This window comes from Nocardia sp. NPDC051052 (assembly GCF_044456045.1).
In the GTDB taxonomy this organism is placed as follows: Bacteria; Actinomycetota; Actinomycetes; order Mycobacteriales; family Mycobacteriaceae; genus Nocardia.
The window spans coordinates 62,232-80,647 of the sequence record NZ_JBITFL010000011.1 but is presented as its reverse complement, the minus strand read 5'-3'; the positions used below and the strand labels follow the sequence as shown (position 1 = coordinate 80,647).

Genomic DNA, 18,416 nt, shown 5'->3' with positions numbered 1-18,416 from the left:
ACAGATAACAAATGGCACGTTATACAGGCCCCATCACCCGCAAGTCGCGTCGTCTGCGCGTCGACCTCGTCGGCGGCGACCAGGCGTTCGAGCGTCGCCCCTACCCGCCCGGCCAGCACGGCCGCGCGCGGATCAAGGAGAGCGAGTACCTGCTCCAGCTGCAGGAGAAGCAGAAGGCTCGCTTCTCGTACGGCGTCATGGAGAAGCAGTTCCGCCGGTACTACGAAGAGGCCAACCGCCTCAAGGGCAAGACCGGTGACAACCTGCTGCGTCTGCTCGAGTGCCGCCTGGACAACGTCGTGTACCGCGCCGGTCTGGCCCGTACCCGTCGTCAGGCTCGCCAGCTGGTCTCGCACGGTCACTTCACCGTGAACAACCGGAGCGTCAACGTTCCGAGCTTCCAGGTGACCCAGTACGACATCATCGATGTCAAGGAGAAGTCGCTCAGCACGCTGCCGTTCCAGGTGGCGCGCGAGACCGTCGGCGACCGTCCGGTTCCCGGCTGGCTCCAGGTCATCCCGGGCCGCCTGCGGATCCTGGTGCACCAGCAGCCCGAGCGCGCCCAGATCGATGTGCCGCTCTCGGAACAGCTGATCGTCGAGTACTACTCGAAGTAAAACGCTGCTACACGGTGTGGATCCATCGAATCGGTGGATCCACACAACCCCTTAAACGAGGCGTCAAATAGCGGGCGCCCAAACAGGAGGATGATCCTAAATGCTGATTTCACAGCGTCCGACACTGACCGAAGAGGTCGTTGCCGAGAACCGCTCGAAGTTCACCATCGAACCGCTCGAGCCCGGTTTCGGTTACACCCTGGGCAACTCGCTCCGGCGTACCCTGCTGTCCTCGATCCCGGGGGCCGCGGTCACGAGCATTCGTATCGACGGCGTGCTGCACGAGTTCACCACCGTTCCCGGCGTGAAGGAAGATGTCACCGACATCATCCTGAACCTCAAGGGTCTGGTCGTGTCCTCGGAGGAGGACGAGCCGGTCACGATGTACGTGCGCAAGCAGGGCCCCGGCACCGTCACCGCTGGTGACATCGTGCCGCCGACCGGTGTCGTCGTCCACAACCCGGACATGCACATCGCCACCCTGAACGACAAGGGCAAGCTGGAGATCGAGCTCGTTGTCGAGCGCGGTCGCGGTTACGTCCCCGCCGTGCAGAACAAGGCGTCCGGTGCGGAAATCGGCCGGATCCCGGTGGATTCGATCTACTCGCCGGTGCTCAAGGTGACCTACAAGGTCGAGGCCACCCGTGTCGAACAGCGCACCGACTTCGACCGTCTGATCCTGGACGTGGAGACCAAGAACTCCATCAGCGCGCGGGACGCGCTCGCCTCGGCGGGCAAGACCCTGGTCGAGCTCTTCGGCCTGGCCCGTGAGCTCAACGTCGAAGCCGAAGGCATCGAGATCGGCCCTTCGCCGGCCGAGGCGGACCACATCGCCTCGTTCGGTCTGCCGATCGAGGACCTGGACCTCACCGTCCGGTCCTACAACTGCCTCAAGCGCGAGGGTGTGCACACCGTGGGCGAGCTCGTTGCCCGCACCGAGTCGGACCTGCTGGACATCCGCAACTTCGGCCAGAAGTCCATCGACGAGGTCAAGGTCAAGCTGCACGCGCTCGGCCTCTCGCTGAAGGACAGCCCGGCGTCGTTCGATCCTTCGTCCGTGGTGGGTTACGACGCGAGCACCGGAACGTGGAGCGACAGCGGCACGTTCAGTGACACCGACGGTGGCGAGCAGGACTACGCCGAGACCGAACAGCTCTAGGCCGCTGGGGTAGGCACCCCGGCCCGGCCTCACACAAGGAGAACAAACAATGCCCAAGCCCAAGAAGGGTGCTCGCTTCGGCGGGTCGGCGTCGCACCAGAAGGCGATCTTCGCCAATCTGGCGACGGCGCTCTTCGAGCATGGTCGTATTTCGACCACCGAGTCCAAGGCCAAGGCGCTGCGCCCCTACGCAGAGAAGCTTGTCACCAAGGCGAAGGGCGGCACCCTTGCCGACCGTCGCGAGGTGCTCAAGGTGATCCGCAACAAGGACGTCGTGCACGAGCTCTTCGCCACGATCGGCCCCTCGTTCGAGGGTCGCGAGGGCGGCTACACGCGCATCACCAAGACGCTGCCGCGTAAGGGTGACAATGCGCCGATGGCCATCATCGAGCTGGTCCGCGAGAAGACCGTGACCAACGAGGCCGACCGGGCTCGTCGGGTCGCGTCGTCCAAGAAGACCGAAGAGGCTCCGGCCGCTGAGGTTGTCGAGGACAGCGCTGACGAGGCTGTTGCCGAGACCGAGACCGCTGAGGTCGAGGCGCCGGCTGCCGATGAGGCCGCTGAGGACAAGAAGGACGCCTGACGCTCGCGTCGGAGTTCTCGAACGAGCCCGCCGCCCGCTATGCGGGTCGGCGGGTTCGTTCGTTGACAAGGAGATCGAAGTGAGCGCGGAGGACTCGATGCTGTCGTCGGATTCGGCTGGGCCGGAGCAGGACTCGGTGCCGACCGAAGCGGCCGTGGGTCCGTCGCGCCGTTTTCGGCTCGACATCAGTTACGACGGAACCGATTTCACCGGCTGGGCGCGACAGCCCGGGTTGCGCACCGTGCAGGGTGTGCTGGAGGAATCGCTGAGCAAGGTGTTGCGGGAACCGGTGCAGCTCACCGTCGCCGGCCGTACCGATGCCGGTGTGCACGCCGAAGGGCAAGTCGCGCACTTCGATACGGCCGCCGAGGTCGACACGGGCAAGCTGGTGCATCGGATGGCGCGCTTCCTGCCGAAGGATGTGCGGATCAAGGAGATTCGCGTCGCCCCGCCCGAATTCGACGCTCGCTTCTCGGCGATTCGCCGACACTATGTGTACCGGCTGACCACCGCTGCCTACGGCGCCGAACCGCTGCAGGCGCGCGGCATCGTCGCCTGCCGCCACGACGTCGATATCGATGCCATGCGCGCGGCATCCGGAAAGCTGTTGGGCCTGCACAACTTCGCCGCCTTCTGCCGTCGCCGCGAGGGCGCGACCACGGTTCGTGAACTGCAGCGCTTCGACTGGGCCAGGCACGGCGATCTGCTCACCGCCTATGTCAGCGCGGATGCTTTCTGCTGGTCCATGGTCCGCAGTCTGGTCGGCGCCGTGCTGGCGGCAGGGGAGGGTCGCCGCACGCCGGACTGGGTCGGCGGGCTGCTGACCGAAACCGAACGTTCCAGCTCGGTCACCGTCGCCCCCGCGCACGGCCTGAGCCTGGTCGCCGTCGATTACCCCGCCGACGCGGACCTCGCGGCCCGGAACGCGCAGACCAGAGAAGTGCGGACGGTGCCGTCCGGTGAAGGCTGTTGCGGCAGCTGAACCGCGCACGCCGCGGTTTCGCGGTGCTGGAATAGGAACGGCGGCACGGTGGTTCCGCAAGGCATGACAATCGAGGGTCTCGGACGATTCGGTGTGTGGCGGGCGTACAACCTGTTCAACCCGGAAGACGCGCAGGAGCTGGAGAAATCCGGCTATGGAACGCTGTGGCTCGGATCGTCACCGCCCGCCGACCTGTCGACCGTCGAGCCGCTGCTCGAGGCGACGGAGACCATCACTGTGGCGACCAGCATCGTGAACATCTGGTCCTCGCCCGCGAAGCAGGCCGCCGAGTCTTTCCATCGGATCGACGCGAGGTTCCCCGGCCGCTTCCTGCTCGGCGTCGGCGCGGGACATCCCGAACACACCGGCGAATACCGCAAGCCCTACGACGCCCTCGTCGAATATCTCGACGAGCTGGACGAACTGGGCGTCCCGGTCGAGCGCCGTGCCGTCGCCGCCCTCGGCCCGCGCGTGCTGAAGCTGGCCGCCGAGCGCTCCGCGGGCCCGCTGCCCTACTTCGTCCCGGCCACGCACACCGCACAGGCCCGCGCCACTCTCGGCCCGGACGCCTGGATCGCCACCGAGCACAAGGTCGTCCTGACCGACGATGCGCAGCAAGCACATTCGCTCGCCGACGGCATCGTCGGCTTCTACCTCGGTCTCTCCAACTACGCCTCGAACCTGACCAGGCTCGGCTTCACCGACGAAGAACTGGCCACCCCCGGCGGCCGCGTCTTCGACGCCGTCATCGCCCACGGCACCCCCGACCAGGTCGTCACCCAGCTCAACGCCCACCTCGACGCAGGCGGCAACCATGTCGCGATCCAGGTCCTGAACGAGGACTACCTCTCCGCCCTGCGCACCCTGGCCCCGTTGCTGAACATCCCCAGCTGAGCGGACCCGCATTCGCAAGCCCTTCGCACCCCGCACGAGATCGCCTCGTGCGGGGTGCGTTCTTGTGTCAAAGGTCAGGTGGTGCTGATGATTTGGCGCTCGCAGGCTGATCGATGGCCGGAAGTTTTTCGAGAATGTATGGAACCGAACGGATCTCGGCGCCGTCTAACCATTCAGAGTCAAACAGACTCAGCGAAAATGGAGGGGAATATCAATGGGGAAATCATCTGGGAAATTGATCGTCGGCCTCATCATCATGGCCGCCGGTCTCGGCGGTTCAGTCGGGGTGGCGTCGGCGGAAGCCATCCCGGCCAACGGTTTTCGTGCAGCTTCCGCCTGTGGCTTCCATGAAGAGTCCGGCGGTGCGCTGTGGTGGAACAACTGCGGCGATCAGGACATCACGATCAACATCACCCGCCCCTGGTTCCCTGATCAGACATACTGCGTGCCTGCGCACAAGGACGAATGGGTGACCTCTAGCCATGAGGGCGACGCATACCCGGTCGGCTGCGCCGACGGGCTCGAGTACGTCCACGACGGCTGCTGATCAGTTGTTCGGTGCGGTATGAGGAGCGGTCCATTTGAGCAGTAGAACGCGCTGAAAGAATCGCACTACGAGAAACCGCTGGTTTGGAATACCCGTCGTCCCTGCTGTGCTTGGACGATGGGTACCTCCGTGACCTACCGGGCAACACTCCTAAGGGACTGTAAGGAAGCGGTCTGGACCGTTCCCTTGCGGCTGTGACAGCAGACACACTCGATCTCGGCTGACGCGCTGATGCGTCGAAGAAGGAGATCTTGTGACTACGACAAAGCCCGTGAGCGAGCGGCGGGTCGTCGCGAACGTGCTTCGCGGATCGATCGGCAACCTTGTCGAGTGGTACGACTGGTACGTCTACGCAGCGTTCAGCATTTACTTCGCGAAAACGTTCTTCCCGTCCGGCGACCCGACCGCGCAGTTGCTGTCCACCGCGGCCGTGTTCGCGGTCGGCTTCCTCATGCGCCCGCTCGGCGGCTGGCTGCTCGGTCAATACGCCGACAAGTATGGGCGCCGTTCCGCGCTGACCCTGTCGGTGACGGTGATGGCGGGCGGCTCGCTGCTGATCGCGTTAACCCCCGGATTTCAGACGATCGGTATCGCCGCGCCGGTGCTGCTGCTGTTGGCCAGGCTGCTGCAAGGGCTTTCCGTCGGCGGCGAATACGCCACCAGCGCAACGTATCTGTCCGAGGTCGCCTCACCGGGCAAGCGCGGGTTCTATTCGAGCTTCCAGTACGTGACGCTGGTCGCGGGCCAGCTCATCGCGCTGGGTGTGCAGATCATCCTGCAGCAGTTCCTCGACAAGTCCCAGATGTACGACTGGGGCTGGCGCATCCCGTTCGTCATCGGCGCGGCCGCCGCGCTCATCGTGATGTGGCTGCGGCGCAGCATGGACGAGTCCGAGCAGTTCGAGGCGGTGGCGGCCGAGTCCGTTCCGCCGGTCAACGGCCACGGCGCGCTCACTGCGGCGGCGAGCGAGCCGAAGCGTGGCTCGCTGCGAATGCTGATGCAGTACCCGCGCGAATGCTTGCTGGTGGTCGGTCTGACGCTCGGTGGCACGGTGGCGTTCTACACGTTCACGACGTACATGCAGAAGTACATGAAGCTGACCTCGGGCATCTCCGAGGACACCGTCGCCTGGATCAATTTCATCGCGCTGCTGGTGTTCGTGGTGCTGCAACCACTTGCCGGTGCGTTGTCCGACCGGATCGGTCGGCGCAAGCTGCTCATCTTCTTCGGTGTCGCGGGCACGGTGCTGACCGTGCCGATCATGACGCTGCTCGGCCACACCAAGAACCCGATCGCGGCGTGGGCGCTGATGATGGGCGCGCTGGTTATCGTCACCGGCTACACCTCGATCAACGCCATCGTGAAGGCCGAGCTGTTCCCCACCAAGATTCGCGCACTCGGCGTCGGCCTGCCCTACGCTCTGACCGTCGCCATCTTCGGCGGTACGGCGGAGACGATCGCGCTGTCGCTGAAGAAGGCAGGCCACGAGTCGGTGTACTTCTGGTACGTCGCGGGCTGCATCCTCGTCTCGCTGGTCACCTACCTCTTCATGCGGGAGACCTCGGCTTCGTCGTCCATCGATACCGAGCATGCCGCCGCCGCGGACGCCGAACAGGCTCGTCCGTTGGCCCGGCGTGCGTGACTGACCGCCCGGCACCCGCGCCGATCGACCCGCTGTGGGACGATCGGCGCGTGCGGCTTGCGGTGGTCGAAGATGACGACGGCGTCGGGGACGCGCTGGTCGAGGCGCTGAACGCCCGGGGACACCGGGCGGAGCGCAAACGGCGCGGCGCGGATCTGCTGACGGCGCACCGCGGTTATGACGCGGTCATTCTCGACCTCGGCCTGCCCGATGCGGACGGACTGCAGATCCTGCGGCAGCTGCGTGAAGTGAGTCAGGTGCCGGTGATCATCCTGACCGCGCGCAGTGACGAACGCTCGATCGTGCGCGGGCTGCGCGGCGGTGCGGACGACTACCTCGTGAAGCCGCCGCGCATCGCGGAATTGATGGCCAGGCTGGAGACCGTCACCCGGCGCGCGGCCACGGCGGCGCAACCGGCGCAGGAGGTGGTGGTCACCGGGGATGTGCGGGTGGATCTGCAGGCGCGCGCGGTCGAGGTGGGCGGCGAGCCGATCGCGTTGACGCAGAAGGAGTTCGAATTGGTGCAGGCGCTGGTGGAGCGGCCGGGTGCCGCGGTGAGCCGCCAGCAGCTGATGGATCGGATCTGGGGCGACGCGTTCGTCGCGGTGTCGCGATCGCTGGACGTGCACATGACGGGGTTGCGCGCCAAGCTGAATCGGCCGGGGCTTATCACGACCATTCGCGGTTACGGGTATCGGTGGGGGCAGTGACCGGGGGCAGGCCATGCGGCGCCGCCTACTCATCGCGCTGACCGTGTTCGCCGCGATCGCGGTGCTGGCGTTCGCTGTCCCGCTGTCGCTGACGGTGGCGACGAGCCGGACCCAGCAGTTGGTGCTCGCCCGCTCCGGTGACGCCGACCGGTTCGCGACTCTCGCCGCCGCCGCGTCGACCGGGGGTGACAGTCGCGCGCTGTCCGACGAGGTGGGTCGCTATCACGAGCTGTATGGCGAAAACGTGCTGGTAGTCGATGCCAAGGGCGCGACAACCGCCAACGGTGGCGCGAACATGGACGATCCCGGTATCGGCGCCGCGGTGGCGGCGGCCCGGCGCAATCAGCGACCGCACGCGGAGAACCAGCTGACGCCGTGGGGCGCGCCGACCATGCTCATCGCGCGTCCGGTCGGCACCGGCGTGCAGGTGAACGGCGCCGTGGTGATCGAGGCGTCGACCGCGCGTGCGCGCGCCGATATCGCGCGGACCTGGGCGTTGATCGTGCTCGGCGGTGCGGTCGCGATGGCCCTGTTCACCTTGCTGGCACTGACTTTGAGCCGCTGGGTGCTGCGGCCGCTCGCGGCGCTCTCGCATGCGGTGGCCGACCTGACCGCAACGCTGCCCAAGCCGCGCGTTGATACGCTCGCCGCGCAACATCCCGTGTCGATCGCCAGGCATCACGGCGGTCCGCCCGAAATGCGCGCCGTCGCGGAATCTTTCGACGCCATGGCGCTCGCGGTCGCCGACTCGGTGGACGCGCAACGCCAGCTCGTCGCCGATACCGCGCATGCTATGCGGAACCCGCTGGCCGCCTTGATGATTCGACTCGACTCACTCGAGAACGCGGTACCGGGCAACGCGGCGAACACATTCCGCAGCGCTGGCGCGGAGGTCGAGCGGCTGACCGCGCTGCTCGACGGCCTGCTGGCGCTTGCCGCCGCTGAAACTCCCGCCGCTTTCGATGTGGCCGGCCTCGAGGAGGTCGATGATCACTGCGACGCGGTACAGGTGGTCGCCGATCGCTTCGACGCGTGGCTCTCGGCGTATGCGGCCGCGGACCAGGAGTTGCACGTCGGCCCGTCGATAGAACACGCCGACGTCGCGGTGTCCGCCGACGTGCTCGCGCAGATTCTCGATGTGCCGCTGAGCAATTCGTGCCGTTACGCGGGTCCCGGCGCCAGGACCATCCTCACTGTCGCCGCCGAGCCCGGCTGGGTCACCCTCACCGTCCACGACGACGGCGCCGGTGTTCCCGCCGACGAGATCGACCGGCTCAGCACCCGCTTCTTCCGCGGCTCGACGGCCGTCAGCGGCGGTTCCGGCCTCGGCCTCCCCATTGCCGCCGCCCTCGCCCAGGCCCGCGGCGGCACCCTCACCGTGGCATCGGTGCACCCGCACGGCCTTGCCGTGCACCTCAGGCTGCCTGCGGCGGAGTCCGCATGATCGAGCGCTGGAATTGGTTGGCGCGGGCGGGATTTGGCTCCGCGCGCGAATGCGGGGTGAAGTGGCGATGATGGGACGGCGGGGGTTTCTCGCACTGACCGGCGTGGCCGCGGCGAGTGTCGCCGGATGCGGGCCGAGCGGCGGCGGGCCGCTGGTGCGGCTGGCTTCGGGTGAGGTCGGCGGGTTCTACTACGCGTTCACGGGATTGCTGGCCGCTGCGGCGGCCCGGGCGGGGGACGTACGGATCGAGCGGGTTACCACGTCAGGATCGCAGGAGAACCTGGCAATGCTGGCCCGTGGGCAGGTGGATGCCGCACTGGCACTGTCGGATTCGGTCGGAGACAGCACGGATCGGATGCTGGCGCTCGGCCGGGTGTATGAGAACTATCTGCAGCTCGTGGTGCGGTCGGACAGCTCGATCGGAAGCGTCGCGGCGCTGCGCGGCACCCGGGTGAGCCTGGGCGCCGATGGGTCCGGAGCGGCGTTGACCGGCGACCGGATCCTTCGGATAGCCGGGCTGAATCCCGAGACAGACGTGCAGGTTTCGCACCGGCCGTTGCGAGAGGCGATGGCGGAGTTGACCTCAGGGGAGGCGGATGCGCTGCTCTGGGCGGGTGGCGTGCCGACGAGCGTGCTGGAGATCCCCAAACGCATGCGCCTGGTGGACATGGGCGACCTGGCCGGGCCGATGCGCGAGCGATTCGGCCCGGTATACGACCGGGTGGAGGTTCCCGCCGACGCCTATCCGGGCGGTGTCGCCGTGCACACCATCGGCGTGGCGAATTACCTGCTCGCCGCCGCGTCCATGCCCGACGATGTCGCCGCATCGATCGTGGAACTACTGGTGTACCAAGCCGATTCGCTGGTGCCCACCGAGGCGGCGGGCACGCAATTCTTGGACGGTCGTTCCCTCATCGGCACCGCGCCCGTCCCGCTGCACCCCGGTGCCGCCGATGTCTACCGTCGCTGGCACGGTTAGCGGCGGCACTCGAGGCGGCTTCGGTTGGTCAGGAGCGGACCAGACGGGCGATGGCGTCGGTGGCCTCTTTGATCTTCGCCTCGGCTTCGGGACCGCCCGCTACCGCGGCGTCCACCACGCAGTGGCTGATGTGGTCCTCGAGCAGCCCCATCGCCACCGCCTGCAGCGCCTTGGTCATCGCGGAGACCTGGGTGAGGATGTCGATGCAGTACTTCTCCTCCTCCACCATCCGCTGCAGCCCGCGCGCCTGCCCCTCGATCCGGCGCAGCCGCTTGAGGTAGTCGTCCTTTGCGGTGATGTAGCCGTGCGCGGCATGATCGTGCGCGGTGTGGTCCTGTGGGGTGGGGGTCACCGTGTCTCCTCGCTGGCTGCCGGTCTGCGGCCGGACCGTAATTCATACCCCCCTAGGGTACAGCTAAGTCGCCGACTTGTCAGGTCAGTGCCTGGTCCGCCGGGTCACGCGGGCGATCTGCGGTCAGCTGTGCGCCCGGCGTTTCGATCCCCGTCGCGCGGCGGGCGCGGCGAGACGAGAGAATTGGTGCATGAGTTCGCATGCCAAGCCCGCGCTCGCCGTCATCGGCGGCAGTGGCTTCTACGATTTCTTCGACAACGAGGCCACCAACGTCGAGGTAGAAACCCCCTACGGGGCGCCGAGCGCGCCGATCGCGGTCGGCGAGGTGCAGGGGCGCCCGGTCGCCTTCCTGCCGCGGCATGGCAAGAGTCACGAATTCGCCCCGCACACCCTGCCCTACCAGGCCAACATGTGGGCGCTGCGTTCGCTCGGGGTGCGCCGGATCTTCGCGCCGTGCGCGGTGGGCAGCCTGCGCGCGGACTGGGGACCCGGCACGGTAGCGGTGCCGGATCAGCTGGTCGACCGCACCTCCGGCCGCCCGCAGACCTTCTTCGACGGCGGTGGCGTGCACGTCTCCTTCGCCGACCCGTACTGCGACGAGCTGCGCACCGCGACGATCAAATCCGCCGACGACACGCTGCCGATGAAGGGTGCGGGCACCATGGTGGTGGTGCAGGGTCCCCGGTTCTCCACCAGGGCCGAGAGCCGCTGGTTCGCCGGACAGGGCTGGGACCTGGTGAACATGACCGGACATCCCGAGGCTGTGCTCGCCAGGGAACTCGAGATGTGCTATGCCGCAGTCGCTTTGGTGACCGACCTGGACGCGGGGCTGGAGGAGGGCGGCGGCGTGCACGCGATCGACGTCTTCGCCGAGTTCAAGCGCAACCTCGCCCCGTTCAAGGACCTGATCCGCCGCTCGCTGGGCGCGGTCACCGAAACCGACACCTGTGATCGGTGCCGCGTTCATACCGGAGTGTCGCTGCCATTCGAGCTACCGTGACCCATGCGGGGTGCCGAACAAAGGTGCGGTGAATGAGAGTGCTGGTTACCGGCGCGGCCGGTTTTCTCGGAACACACGTGTGCAAGGCCGTGTCTTCGGCAGCGCATGAGGTAGTCGGCATCGATCTGATGCTCGACGCTGTGCACGGGCCGGACGCGAAGCCGCCGGAGGGGGTTTCGCGAGTGGACGTGCGCGATGCCGACGCGCTGGTGCCGCTGCTGGCGGGCGTCGACGTCGTCTGCCATCTCGCCGCGGTCACCGCGGGCGCGGGACCGGCCGACTTCGCGACACACAACGACCTCGGCACCGCGGCGCTGCTCGGTGCGATGGAGCGGGCGAAGGTGCGGCGGCTGGTGCTCGCGTCCTCGATCACCGTGTACGGCGAGGGCCGCTATCGCAGCGTGCGCGGCGGGCCGTTCTTCCCGGGGTTGCGCAGGCGCGCGGATATGGATCGCGGCCTGTTCGATCACCGGGCTCCGCGCACCGGCGACGTGCTCACCTGGGAGCCGGTGACTGAGGACGCGCCGCTGCGCCCGCGCGGTAGCTACGGCGCGAGCAAGGTGGCGCAGGAAAACTACGCCTTCGCTTGGGGATTGAGCGTCGGCGGCGCGGTGACCGCGCTGCGGCTGCATCAGGTCTATGGCGACGGCGCGCGCGCCGGAATGGTCGGCCAGGTGCGGGCCGCTCTGCACGAAGGGCGCGCGCCGCATGTGTTCGAAGACGGCGGGCAGGTGCGGGATTTCGTGCACGTGCGCGATGTCGCCGCGGCCATGCTCGCGGCGATCGAGCGGGCGCTGCCCGGCTTCGTGCCGCTGAATATCGCGTCCGGGCGGCCGATCACGCTGTGGGAGGTCGCCTCGATCATGGCCAAAGCGTGCGGCGGGCCCGCACCCGTGGTCACCGGGCAGTATCGGATCGGCGACGTGCGTCATTTCGTCGCCGACCCCGAACGGGCCAAGCGGACACTGGGTTTCACCGCGATGGTGGCGCCGAGACAGGGGCTTGCCGAGTGCACCCCGGCTCCGGTGCAGGCGGCCCCGGCGACAGGCGTGATTGCCGCGATGGAGGCCACCGCGGGTGGCTGACGGCTCACGGGGCTGGTGGGTGCTCGATGATATCCAGTTGAACCAACGCGAACTCGGGCGTCGGCGTGCCGGTGGTTCCGCCGGGCAACGGTGACGCCGCCAGGTCGGCGACCATCCAATCGCCGGTGTCGGTGGCCAGGCGCATTCCGGTCAACGTCACGCGTTCCGCACCGGATCGTATGTCGTTGCGGGCGACGATGATTCGCTCTCGATCGGCCGGGTGCGGCACGGTGCGCTCGTCGGTGCCGCGGCCCCAGCGCAGCCCGGGAACGGGTTCGGTGACCCATCGGATCAGCCGCACCTGGGCCAGGTCGACGATGGCGAGGTAAAGGTTCGGTTGGGCACCGCGCAGCAGGTCCAGGGTCGCGGCCTCGAATGATTTCCGTTGTGGCGCAACGCTGTCGGTGACGTCGACGGCCAGGCCGACCCAGTGGTACCGGTTTTCGTCGGGGTTGCGGGCGGCGAGCAGCAGTGTGCGCGGTCCGGTCGGCGCCCGCACGGTCGCGGTGTCGAGCCACCGGTCGCCGGGTGCGGACCTGGCCAGCGTGGCCACGAGATCGAGTGCGCCGTCGAATCTTTCGATCAGTTCGAAGGATTCGGCGCCGATCCACACGATGCGGTCGTGCTCGAAATGCGCTCCGAGATCGTGGGGGAGGGCCTCGATCCGGCGGGCGCGCGCGTCGACACCGAACGCGGCCACGCCCACCGGCGGCGGCGGATCGCCGGCGCCCACCCAGAGGCGAACCGCGTGTACCCGGTGATCCGGCCCGTGCAGCGGCACCGCCAGGATGCGCTGGCCCGACCAGTTGTGCCGGGACTGCGGCAGTTGCTGATCGACGATCGAACCGGTGGTGTAGGCCGTGGCGACGAGGGGTTGTAGTCGCGTGGATACCGCGCGCTGGAACGACTTCCACTCCCGCGGTGCCGTATCGACCGCGAGCAGCGACCAGGTGTCGACGTGTCCGAGCGTTTCGATGAGCAGCCAGCGCCCGAGTATCACGAATCCCCCTCCCGAGTCGAACACTATGCCACGGTCAGGCTGATAGCCAGTGCATATCGTGCCTGATTCGACGGTGCGAGCGGTAGTGAGGGGGTCAGTGGGCGAAGTCGGCGGCGTGCGCGTGCGCCCACTGCTCGAAGGTGCGCGGTGCACGGCCGGTGACGTCCTGCACCGTGGGGTACAACGTCTCCTCGTCCAGCGTGCCGTCAGCGAAGAAGCTCAGGAAGGCGTCGACGTAGTGCTGCGGCATGGTTGCTTCCAGCTCCGCCTTGGTCTCCGCGGTGGTGAGCCCGTGCGCGACGAGCTGCCGGTTCAAAAGTGTCGCTAGCACCGCGATTTGGTCGGCGGGCCGCAGCGCCTGCGGGCCGGTCAACTCGAGTATCCGGCCGTCGAGGTCGTCGCCGGTGAGGGCCAGGGCGGCCACTGCGGCGATGTCAGCGGGGTCGATCGCGCCGACCCGGACATCGGGGAACTGCACCCGCACCACGTCGCCGACCGCGAGCTGCGGTAGCCAGCGCAGGGCGTTCGACATGAACGACCGCGGCCGCAGGAAGGTCCATGCCAATTCGGATTCGCGCACTGCCCGCTCGGACAGCGTCATGTAGCGCGAGACCGCGTTGTCCATGTCCTGGAGGGCCGCCGAAGCGCTGGATAGCTGCACGATCCGTTGCACGCCAGCCTTTTTCGCGCGGTCGAGCAGATCGGCCTGGTTGTCGTAGCCAGGCAGCAGGAACAGCGCGCCGACTCCGTCGAGGGCATCGGTCATGGTCTCCGGCCGGTTCAGATCGCCGGTCACCGCTGCGACGCCGGCGGGCAGCGTGGCCGTCGCCGGATCGCGTACCAGCGCACGCACCTGCGTCCCGGACTCGCTCAGCACCGTCACCAGTTCGCCGCCGATGTTTCCGGTCGCACCGGTTACCAAGATCATTTCGATTTCCTTCCGGACCCGCCACGCATTGCCGCATTCACTCGGCCACGCGCAGTCTATTGACGGACTCCGTCCGGCCGCGCCCGTTACGCTCACGCGGTGGACACTCCGTTGCGGCTCGAGGTCATCGTGGCCAGCGTGCGTCCGGAGCGTTTCGCTCCGGTGGTCGCCGACTGGTTCCTGCGCACAGTACGCGCGCACCCCGAGTTCGACACGGGCGTCATCGATTTGGCGGACACGCACTTGCCGACCGATCTCACCGACACCCCCGAAGCCGTGGCCTTCCGATCCCGCCTCGCCGCCGCAGACGCCTTCGTCGCGATCACCTCCGAGTACAACCACGGCTACCCGGCGTCCCTGAAGACCGCCTTCGACACCGCCAAACACGAATGGCGCGCCAAGCCCATCGGTTTCGTCTCCTACGGCGGACTCTCCGGCGGCCTGCGCGCCGTGGAACAGTTACGTCAGGTCGTCGCCGAAATCCACATGGTCTCGATCCGCGAAAGCGTCAGCTTCCACCAGGCCAAGCGCCAATTCGACGCCGCAGGCGAAACCCGAGACGGCGCCGCCATCGACGCCACCACCCGCATGCTCCGCCAACTCTCCTGGTGGGCAAGAACCCTGCGCACCGCCCGAACCACCGACCCCTACCCCGGCTGACCGTCGCGCACCAATCGCGCTGGCGCGCCAATGCACTTGCTTCGCAAAGAGCGACGCGCCACGCACGAATCGTGCGTGGCGCGTCAACAGGTGCGCTACGTCAGCTTGCGCTCGCCACCGCTGCGCCGTGGTGTGAGCCCATGGTTAGTACCAGGTCGCTATATGTACATATTCCCAGCGGTCCTTGTCCGGCTGCTGGTTAGAGCAATAACTGATCTGCGGATGCTGCCCCTTGAGCTCATTGCGTGCATCTGCGCATTGTTTCGCCGTATCGCAGACGACCGAGGAACTTCCCAGCGTACAACCGGACGGCAAGGCACTCGCGACACCCGGATTCAGTGCCGCAGAAGCGATGCCAGCGGCCAACAGTGAGGTGAATGCATAGATCGAAAGCTTCATGAATGGTCCTCCCCGAAAACCCCAATAGAACAGCTCGAACGGAGCCGCGCAAGCGAACGCTAGCTTGCCGATCTTGAAGCCGTCAAGCCTTGCGTTCGATGCAGTATCGCCGCCGGGCTGATTCAGCCCCGAATTCCCTCGCGCACAAGGCCGTTCGCACGACTAGTTGGGTGCCTATTGGTGCTGCGGTACGCGGCGACCGCGGGGGTGGCCGATGTAGGTGGCTTCGCGAGGGATGGAGACGAGGGTGAGGTCTACCTGGGCGGTGCCGGTGCGCAGGATGACGTGGTTGCCGATCGCTTGGGGTTGGTGCAGGGAGAGATCGGGGCGGGTGGCCGGCCAGCCCATCGGGTCGCCGGTGACGTAGATCGTGGTGACACCGGCGTGCGGGGCGGGCGCGAGGACGCCGTCCACCACGGTCGCGGTGAAACCCGCGTCGGACTGGTGGGTTTCGACCGCGAGGGTGAGCCGCTCGGGGTTGCCGATGGTGGTGACCAGGTTTTCCCAGGCGTGTGCGCGATCGGTGCGGATCAGGATGCGTTCGCCGACCGCGAGGGCGCGGAACACCAATTGCTGTGCGAGATACAGCTCTCCGGCCACGTAGACGGTCGAGATGCCCGCGCCGACGATACGAACCGCGACGCCGTTGCCCTCATCGTCCGAGCCGATCAGCTGACCGCAGCCCGAGGACGGCAGGTGCAGCGCGTCGATCAGGTCGATCGGGTATTCACTCATCGGGACGGTCGCGTCCACGCCGGGTACGGCGAGCGGCAGATGGGCGAGCAGCCCGTCGCGGTGCCGTCCGTGCATTGACACCATGCCGGACAGCTTGCTGCGCTCCGGCAGTTCCCGCGCGGTCAGTCGCCACGCGGCGCCGATGCTCACCGACTCCGCCGAGCTACCCGGCCGCAGCCGCACCGCCACCGTGGTGCCGCGCGACGGCGCCACCCACAGCTGCGCGAGCAGATCCGAGCCGAGCCGCTTCGGATCGACGGCCATGCCGATGTTCACGCTGTTGCCGATTTCGGCGTAGCGCCAACGATGTTCGAGGGTGCGTGGGTCGAAGCCGCTGGTGATCTGCAGGACCGCTTTGCGGATTTCCGGCGCGGTCAGGATGCGGGCATTGCAGTCGGCGTCTTCCAGCGCGCGCATGATGCGCTGGGTCGCGATGGTGACCGCGCGGGAAGCGCCCTCCGCGCCGCCGCCCCGTCGCGCCGCCGCCTCCGGGCACGCCACCGCGTCGAAACCGATCGCCAGCCAGACGGTGCGATGCGCGGTGGCGGGCAGCGGCCCGAGCAGCGATTCGTAGATCTTGCCCGCCGGCGTACCCGACCTGCTGCGGTGCCCATGGCTGACGATGTCGATGCCGCTCAGCAGGATGTCGTGCTGGCTCAGGCATTTCGCCAGTTCCGGCAGCGGAAGCAGGTGCGAGGCGTGCACGGTGTTGCGGGCGATCCTGGTCAGCCCGCCGGGAGGTGCGAGCACCTCGACGACCGTGACCACTCGGCTGCCCTCCCAGTACAGCCCGAGTGAGCGCCCGTCGGTGCCGCGGTAGTCGACGGTCTGGCCGATCTCGTACTCACGCTTGGTGAGGTAGCGCCACCAGGTCGCGATCCAGTCCAGCACGGTGCGCTTGGCGATCGGGATCAGCGGAATCAGCGCGACGACGATGCCCACCCCGAGCGCGATCAACGGCTGCAGCCCGGCGAGCAATGCCCCCACGCCTGCGATAAAGCCGATGACCTGCGCAATCAACAGATTCTGCAGCGAGATTCGGCCAAGGAGCGGCCGTGGTCCCGCCCCGGCAGGTTCCGCCATCGTCGTCCCCCAAGTACCCGGTGTCGGCCGTTTAGTAGTGGCCGAGCTGAACAAGAGTCCTCGGGAACTGTACTGTGTTGCGCGAACGTGAGCACTGTTCGGGGGAGGAATAATGCCTTCAAAACCCACCACTCGGTGGCAGGTCAGCGGCTACCGCTTTCTGGTTCGCCGGATGGAGCACGCCCTGGTCCGCCGGGACGTGCGGATGCTGCACGACCCGATGCGCTCGCAGTCGCGGGCCTACGCGGCCGGGCTGGTTTTGGCGATCGTCGTGTTGGCCGGCTGCGGTGTACTCGCACTGCTGCGCCCGCAGGGAAAGATCGACAACGCCAAGATCCTGATCGCGAAGGAATCCGGCGGCGTCTACGTGCAGATCGACAACGTCGTATATCCCACCCTCAACCTTGCTTCAGCCCGCTTGGCCGCTGACGACTCGTCCAAGCCGACGGTCGTCAAGGACTCCGAGCTCGGTAACAAGCCGCGTGGCCAGCTGATCGGCATCCCCGGTGCGCCGAGTTCGCTGATCTTCGACAAGGCGGGCAAGGGACGGAGCTGGACCGTCTGTGATTCGTTGAAGACGGATGGCAGCGATGATCGCACCACCTCGGTATTGATCGGCGACCTCGATCTCAGCGACAAAGCGTCGGCCATGGGCCGCGACCAAGGCCTGCTGGTGAAGGGCAAAGACGCGACCTACCTGGTGTGGAACAACACGCGGGCGCGCGTCGACATGAACGACCCGTCGGTCACCGTTCCGTTGAAGATCCGAGGCGCGACCCCGCGGCCGATCAGCGAAGGGCTGCTGAACTCCATCCCCGAGGTGAATCAGATCATGCCGCCGAAGATCGACGATCCAGGCGGGACGCCCAGCTACTCGATCAACAATCTGAAGATCGGCACGGTGGTTCAGATTGCCGGCAAGGCCGATCAGAACTCCGTGATCCTGCGCGACGGCCTGCAGCCGATCAGCCCGCTGACCGCCGCGATCATCCGCAGTTCGCAGCCGAGCGCGGACCACGGTACGGCCATCGGCGACTTCGAGGCGGCCCGCGCGCAGCCGTCCAGGGCGTTGAAAGTGGACAGCTACCCGGACGTCGCGCCCACCATCATCCAAACCAGCTCTCGACCGGTGAGCTGCTTGTCATGGAAGCCGATCACCGGCGCGGCGGGCAACACCGACGTCGCCGTGCGTGCCGAATTGGCCGTGATCGACGCCAGCGATCTGCCGATGCCGAGCAGCGCCAAGCTGGTCCCGCTCGCGCAGGCCGACGGCAAGGGCGACAACGTCGACTCGGTGTACTTCAAGCCGGGTTCGGGCGCCTTCGTCCAAACCACCGGCATCGAACCGGACAGCCGCCGCAAGGACAGCCTGTTCTACATCTCCGACACCGGCGTGCGCTTCGGCATCAAGAACAAGGATGCGGCGAAAGCGCTCGGTATGGACACCGAGGGCGGCGTGACGCCAGAGCCCGCACCATGGCCGATCGTCGGTCTACTCGCCGGCGGACCGACCATGGGCCGCGAGGAAGCCATGGTCGCCCACGACGGCGTCGCCCCTGATCAGAGTCCGGCCAAGCAGCCGATCGCGTCGGCGAAGTAGTCGACTAGATGTACTGA

19 protein-coding genes are annotated in these 18,416 nt (G+C 67.2%); 14 read left to right on the top strand and 5 right to left on the bottom strand.

The features are described from left to right. The first annotated feature begins 11 nt into the window (after positions 1-11). From rpsD to ACIBCN_RS32845, 10 genes are all read left to right on the top strand, one after another. Positions 12-617, top strand: coding sequence for a 30S ribosomal protein S4 (gene rpsD, locus ACIBCN_RS32890; protein WP_357386299.1), 606 nt, complete (start codon positions 12-14; stop codon positions 615-617). Positions 618-717: 100 nt separating this feature from the next. Beyond that, entirely contained in the window at positions 718-1,776 is a 1,059-nt protein-coding gene (locus ACIBCN_RS32885) for a DNA-directed RNA polymerase subunit alpha (RefSeq protein WP_014981770.1), read from the top strand. Positions 1,777-1,825: 49 nt separating this feature from the next. Next, positions 1,826-2,359 carry a 50S ribosomal protein L17 gene (rplQ, locus tag ACIBCN_RS32880; protein WP_396995602.1) on the top strand — a complete coding sequence of 178 codons (534 nt, stop codon included), beginning with the start codon at positions 1,826-1,828 and terminating at the stop codon, positions 2,357-2,359. Between the two features lie 97 nt (positions 2,360-2,456). Then, positions 2,457-3,341, top strand: a complete 885-nt coding sequence (gene truA, locus ACIBCN_RS32875) for a tRNA pseudouridine(38-40) synthase TruA (protein WP_396995731.1) — start codon at positions 2,457-2,459, stop codon at positions 3,339-3,341. Positions 3,342-3,404: 63 nt separating this feature from the next. Next, positions 3,405-4,235, top strand: coding sequence for an LLM class F420-dependent oxidoreductase (locus ACIBCN_RS32870; protein WP_396995601.1), 831 nt, complete (start codon positions 3,405-3,407; stop codon positions 4,233-4,235). Positions 4,236-4,470: 235 nt separating this feature from the next. Continuing rightward, entirely contained in the window at positions 4,471-4,782 is a 312-nt protein-coding gene (locus tag ACIBCN_RS32865) for a DUF6355 family natural product biosynthesis protein (protein WP_396995600.1), read from the top strand. Between the two features lie 253 nt (positions 4,783-5,035). Beyond that, entirely contained in the window at positions 5,036-6,424 is a 1,389-nt protein-coding gene (locus ACIBCN_RS32860; RefSeq protein ID WP_396995599.1) for an MFS transporter, read from the top strand. Positions 6,425-6,474: 50 nt separating this feature from the next. Continuing rightward, positions 6,475-7,134 carry a response regulator transcription factor gene (locus tag ACIBCN_RS32855; RefSeq protein WP_396995730.1) on the top strand — a complete coding sequence of 220 codons (660 nt, stop codon included), beginning with the start codon at positions 6,475-6,477 and terminating at the stop codon, positions 7,132-7,134. A gap of 13 nt (positions 7,135-7,147) precedes the next feature. Next, the gene (locus tag ACIBCN_RS32850; protein ID WP_396995598.1) at positions 7,148-8,578 is read left to right on the top strand and encodes a sensor histidine kinase; all 1,431 of its coding nucleotides are present in this window, start codon (positions 7,148-7,150) and stop codon (positions 8,576-8,578) included. Positions 8,579-8,645: 67 nt separating this feature from the next. Next, a complete protein-coding gene (locus ACIBCN_RS32845) occupies positions 8,646-9,557 on the top strand; it encodes a TAXI family TRAP transporter solute-binding subunit (RefSeq protein ID WP_396995597.1) in 912 nt (303 codons plus the stop codon). 28 nt (positions 9,558-9,585) lie between these two features. On the opposite strand, the gene ACIBCN_RS32840 is transcribed toward ACIBCN_RS32845, so the two are convergent. Next, positions 9,586-9,909, bottom strand: coding sequence for a metal-sensitive transcriptional regulator (locus tag ACIBCN_RS32840; protein ID WP_357386312.1), 324 nt, complete (start codon positions 9,907-9,909; stop codon positions 9,586-9,588). A gap of 190 nt (positions 9,910-10,099) precedes the next feature. Here ACIBCN_RS32840 and ACIBCN_RS32835 point away from each other — a divergent pair, with 190 nt between their 5' ends. After that, positions 10,100-10,909 (top strand): S-methyl-5'-thioadenosine phosphorylase, encoded by an 810-nt coding sequence (locus tag ACIBCN_RS32835; protein ID WP_396995596.1) that lies wholly within the window; start codon positions 10,100-10,102, stop codon positions 10,907-10,909. Positions 10,910-10,941: 32 nt separating this feature from the next. Then, positions 10,942-11,994, top strand: a complete 1,053-nt coding sequence (locus ACIBCN_RS32830) for an NAD-dependent epimerase/dehydratase family protein (protein ID WP_396995595.1) — start codon at positions 10,942-10,944, stop codon at positions 11,992-11,994. Between the two features lie 4 nt (positions 11,995-11,998). On the opposite strand, the gene ACIBCN_RS32825 is transcribed toward ACIBCN_RS32830, so the two are convergent. Together ACIBCN_RS32825 and ACIBCN_RS32820 are read right to left on the bottom strand one after the other, a co-directional pair. Then, positions 11,999-13,018: a GAF domain-containing protein gene (locus ACIBCN_RS32825; RefSeq protein WP_396995594.1), complete on the bottom strand. Its 1,020-nt coding sequence runs from the start codon at positions 13,016-13,018 to the stop codon at positions 11,999-12,001. 70 nt (positions 13,019-13,088) lie between these two features. Then, complete coding sequence (locus ACIBCN_RS32820; RefSeq protein WP_396995593.1) at positions 13,089-13,922, bottom strand: NAD(P)H-binding protein; 834 nt, start codon at positions 13,920-13,922, stop codon at positions 13,089-13,091. Positions 13,923-14,021: 99 nt separating this feature from the next. Here ACIBCN_RS32820 and ACIBCN_RS32815 point away from each other — a divergent pair, with 99 nt between their 5' ends. Further along, complete coding sequence (locus ACIBCN_RS32815; RefSeq protein WP_396995592.1) at positions 14,022-14,582, top strand: NADPH-dependent FMN reductase; 561 nt, start codon at positions 14,022-14,024, stop codon at positions 14,580-14,582. Between the two features lie 144 nt (positions 14,583-14,726). On the opposite strand, the gene ACIBCN_RS32810 is transcribed toward ACIBCN_RS32815, so the two are convergent. Beyond that, positions 14,727-14,981 carry a hypothetical protein gene (locus ACIBCN_RS32810; RefSeq protein ID WP_396995591.1) on the bottom strand — a complete coding sequence of 85 codons (255 nt, stop codon included), beginning with the start codon at positions 14,979-14,981 and terminating at the stop codon, positions 14,727-14,729. A gap of 174 nt (positions 14,982-15,155) precedes the next feature. Beyond that, a complete protein-coding gene (gene eccE / locus ACIBCN_RS32805; RefSeq protein ID WP_396995590.1) occupies positions 15,156-16,799 on the bottom strand; it encodes a type VII secretion protein EccE in 1,644 nt (547 codons plus the stop codon). 112 nt (positions 16,800-16,911) lie between these two features. Here eccE and eccB point away from each other — a divergent pair, with 112 nt between their 5' ends. Beyond that, on the top strand, positions 16,912-18,399 hold the full coding sequence (gene eccB / locus ACIBCN_RS32800; RefSeq protein ID WP_396995589.1) for a type VII secretion protein EccB: 1,488 nt from the start codon (positions 16,912-16,914) through the stop codon (positions 18,397-18,399). Positions 18,400-18,416: the final 17 nt, after the last annotated feature.

Excerpts from the sequence above, each read along its gene's own strand:
- rpsD (WP_357386299.1), top strand. The coding sequence starts at position 12 with ATGGCACGTTATACAGGCCCCATCACCCGCAAGTCGCGTCGTCTGCGC.
- ACIBCN_RS32885 (WP_014981770.1), top strand. The coding sequence starts at position 718 with ATGCTGATTTCACAGCGTCCGACACTGACCGAAGAGGTCGTTGCCGAG.
- rplQ (WP_396995602.1), top strand. The coding sequence starts at position 1,826 with ATGCCCAAGCCCAAGAAGGGTGCTCGCTTCGGCGGGTCGGCGTCGCAC.
- truA (WP_396995731.1), top strand. The coding sequence starts at position 2,457 with ATGCTGTCGTCGGATTCGGCTGGGCCGGAGCAGGACTCGGTGCCGACC.
- ACIBCN_RS32870 (WP_396995601.1), top strand. The coding sequence starts at position 3,405 with ATGACAATCGAGGGTCTCGGACGATTCGGTGTGTGGCGGGCGTACAAC.
- ACIBCN_RS32850 (WP_396995598.1), top strand. The coding sequence starts at position 7,148 with ATGCGGCGCCGCCTACTCATCGCGCTGACCGTGTTCGCCGCGATCGCG.
- ACIBCN_RS32845 (WP_396995597.1), top strand. The coding sequence starts at position 8,646 with ATGATGGGACGGCGGGGGTTTCTCGCACTGACCGGCGTGGCCGCGGCG.
- ACIBCN_RS32835 (WP_396995596.1), top strand. The coding sequence starts at position 10,100 with ATGAGTTCGCATGCCAAGCCCGCGCTCGCCGTCATCGGCGGCAGTGGC.
- ACIBCN_RS32830 (WP_396995595.1), top strand. The coding sequence starts at position 10,942 with ATGAGAGTGCTGGTTACCGGCGCGGCCGGTTTTCTCGGAACACACGTG.
- ACIBCN_RS32820 (WP_396995593.1), bottom strand. The coding sequence starts at position 13,922 with ATGATCTTGGTAACCGGTGCGACCGGAAACATCGGCGGCGAACTGGTG.
- ACIBCN_RS32810 (WP_396995591.1), bottom strand. The coding sequence starts at position 14,981 with ATGAAGCTTTCGATCTATGCATTCACCTCACTGTTGGCCGCTGGCATC.
- eccE (WP_396995590.1), bottom strand. The coding sequence starts at position 16,799 with ATGGCGGAACCTGCCGGGGCGGGACCACGGCCGCTCCTTGGCCGAATC.
- eccB (WP_396995589.1), top strand. The coding sequence starts at position 16,912 with ATGCCTTCAAAACCCACCACTCGGTGGCAGGTCAGCGGCTACCGCTTT.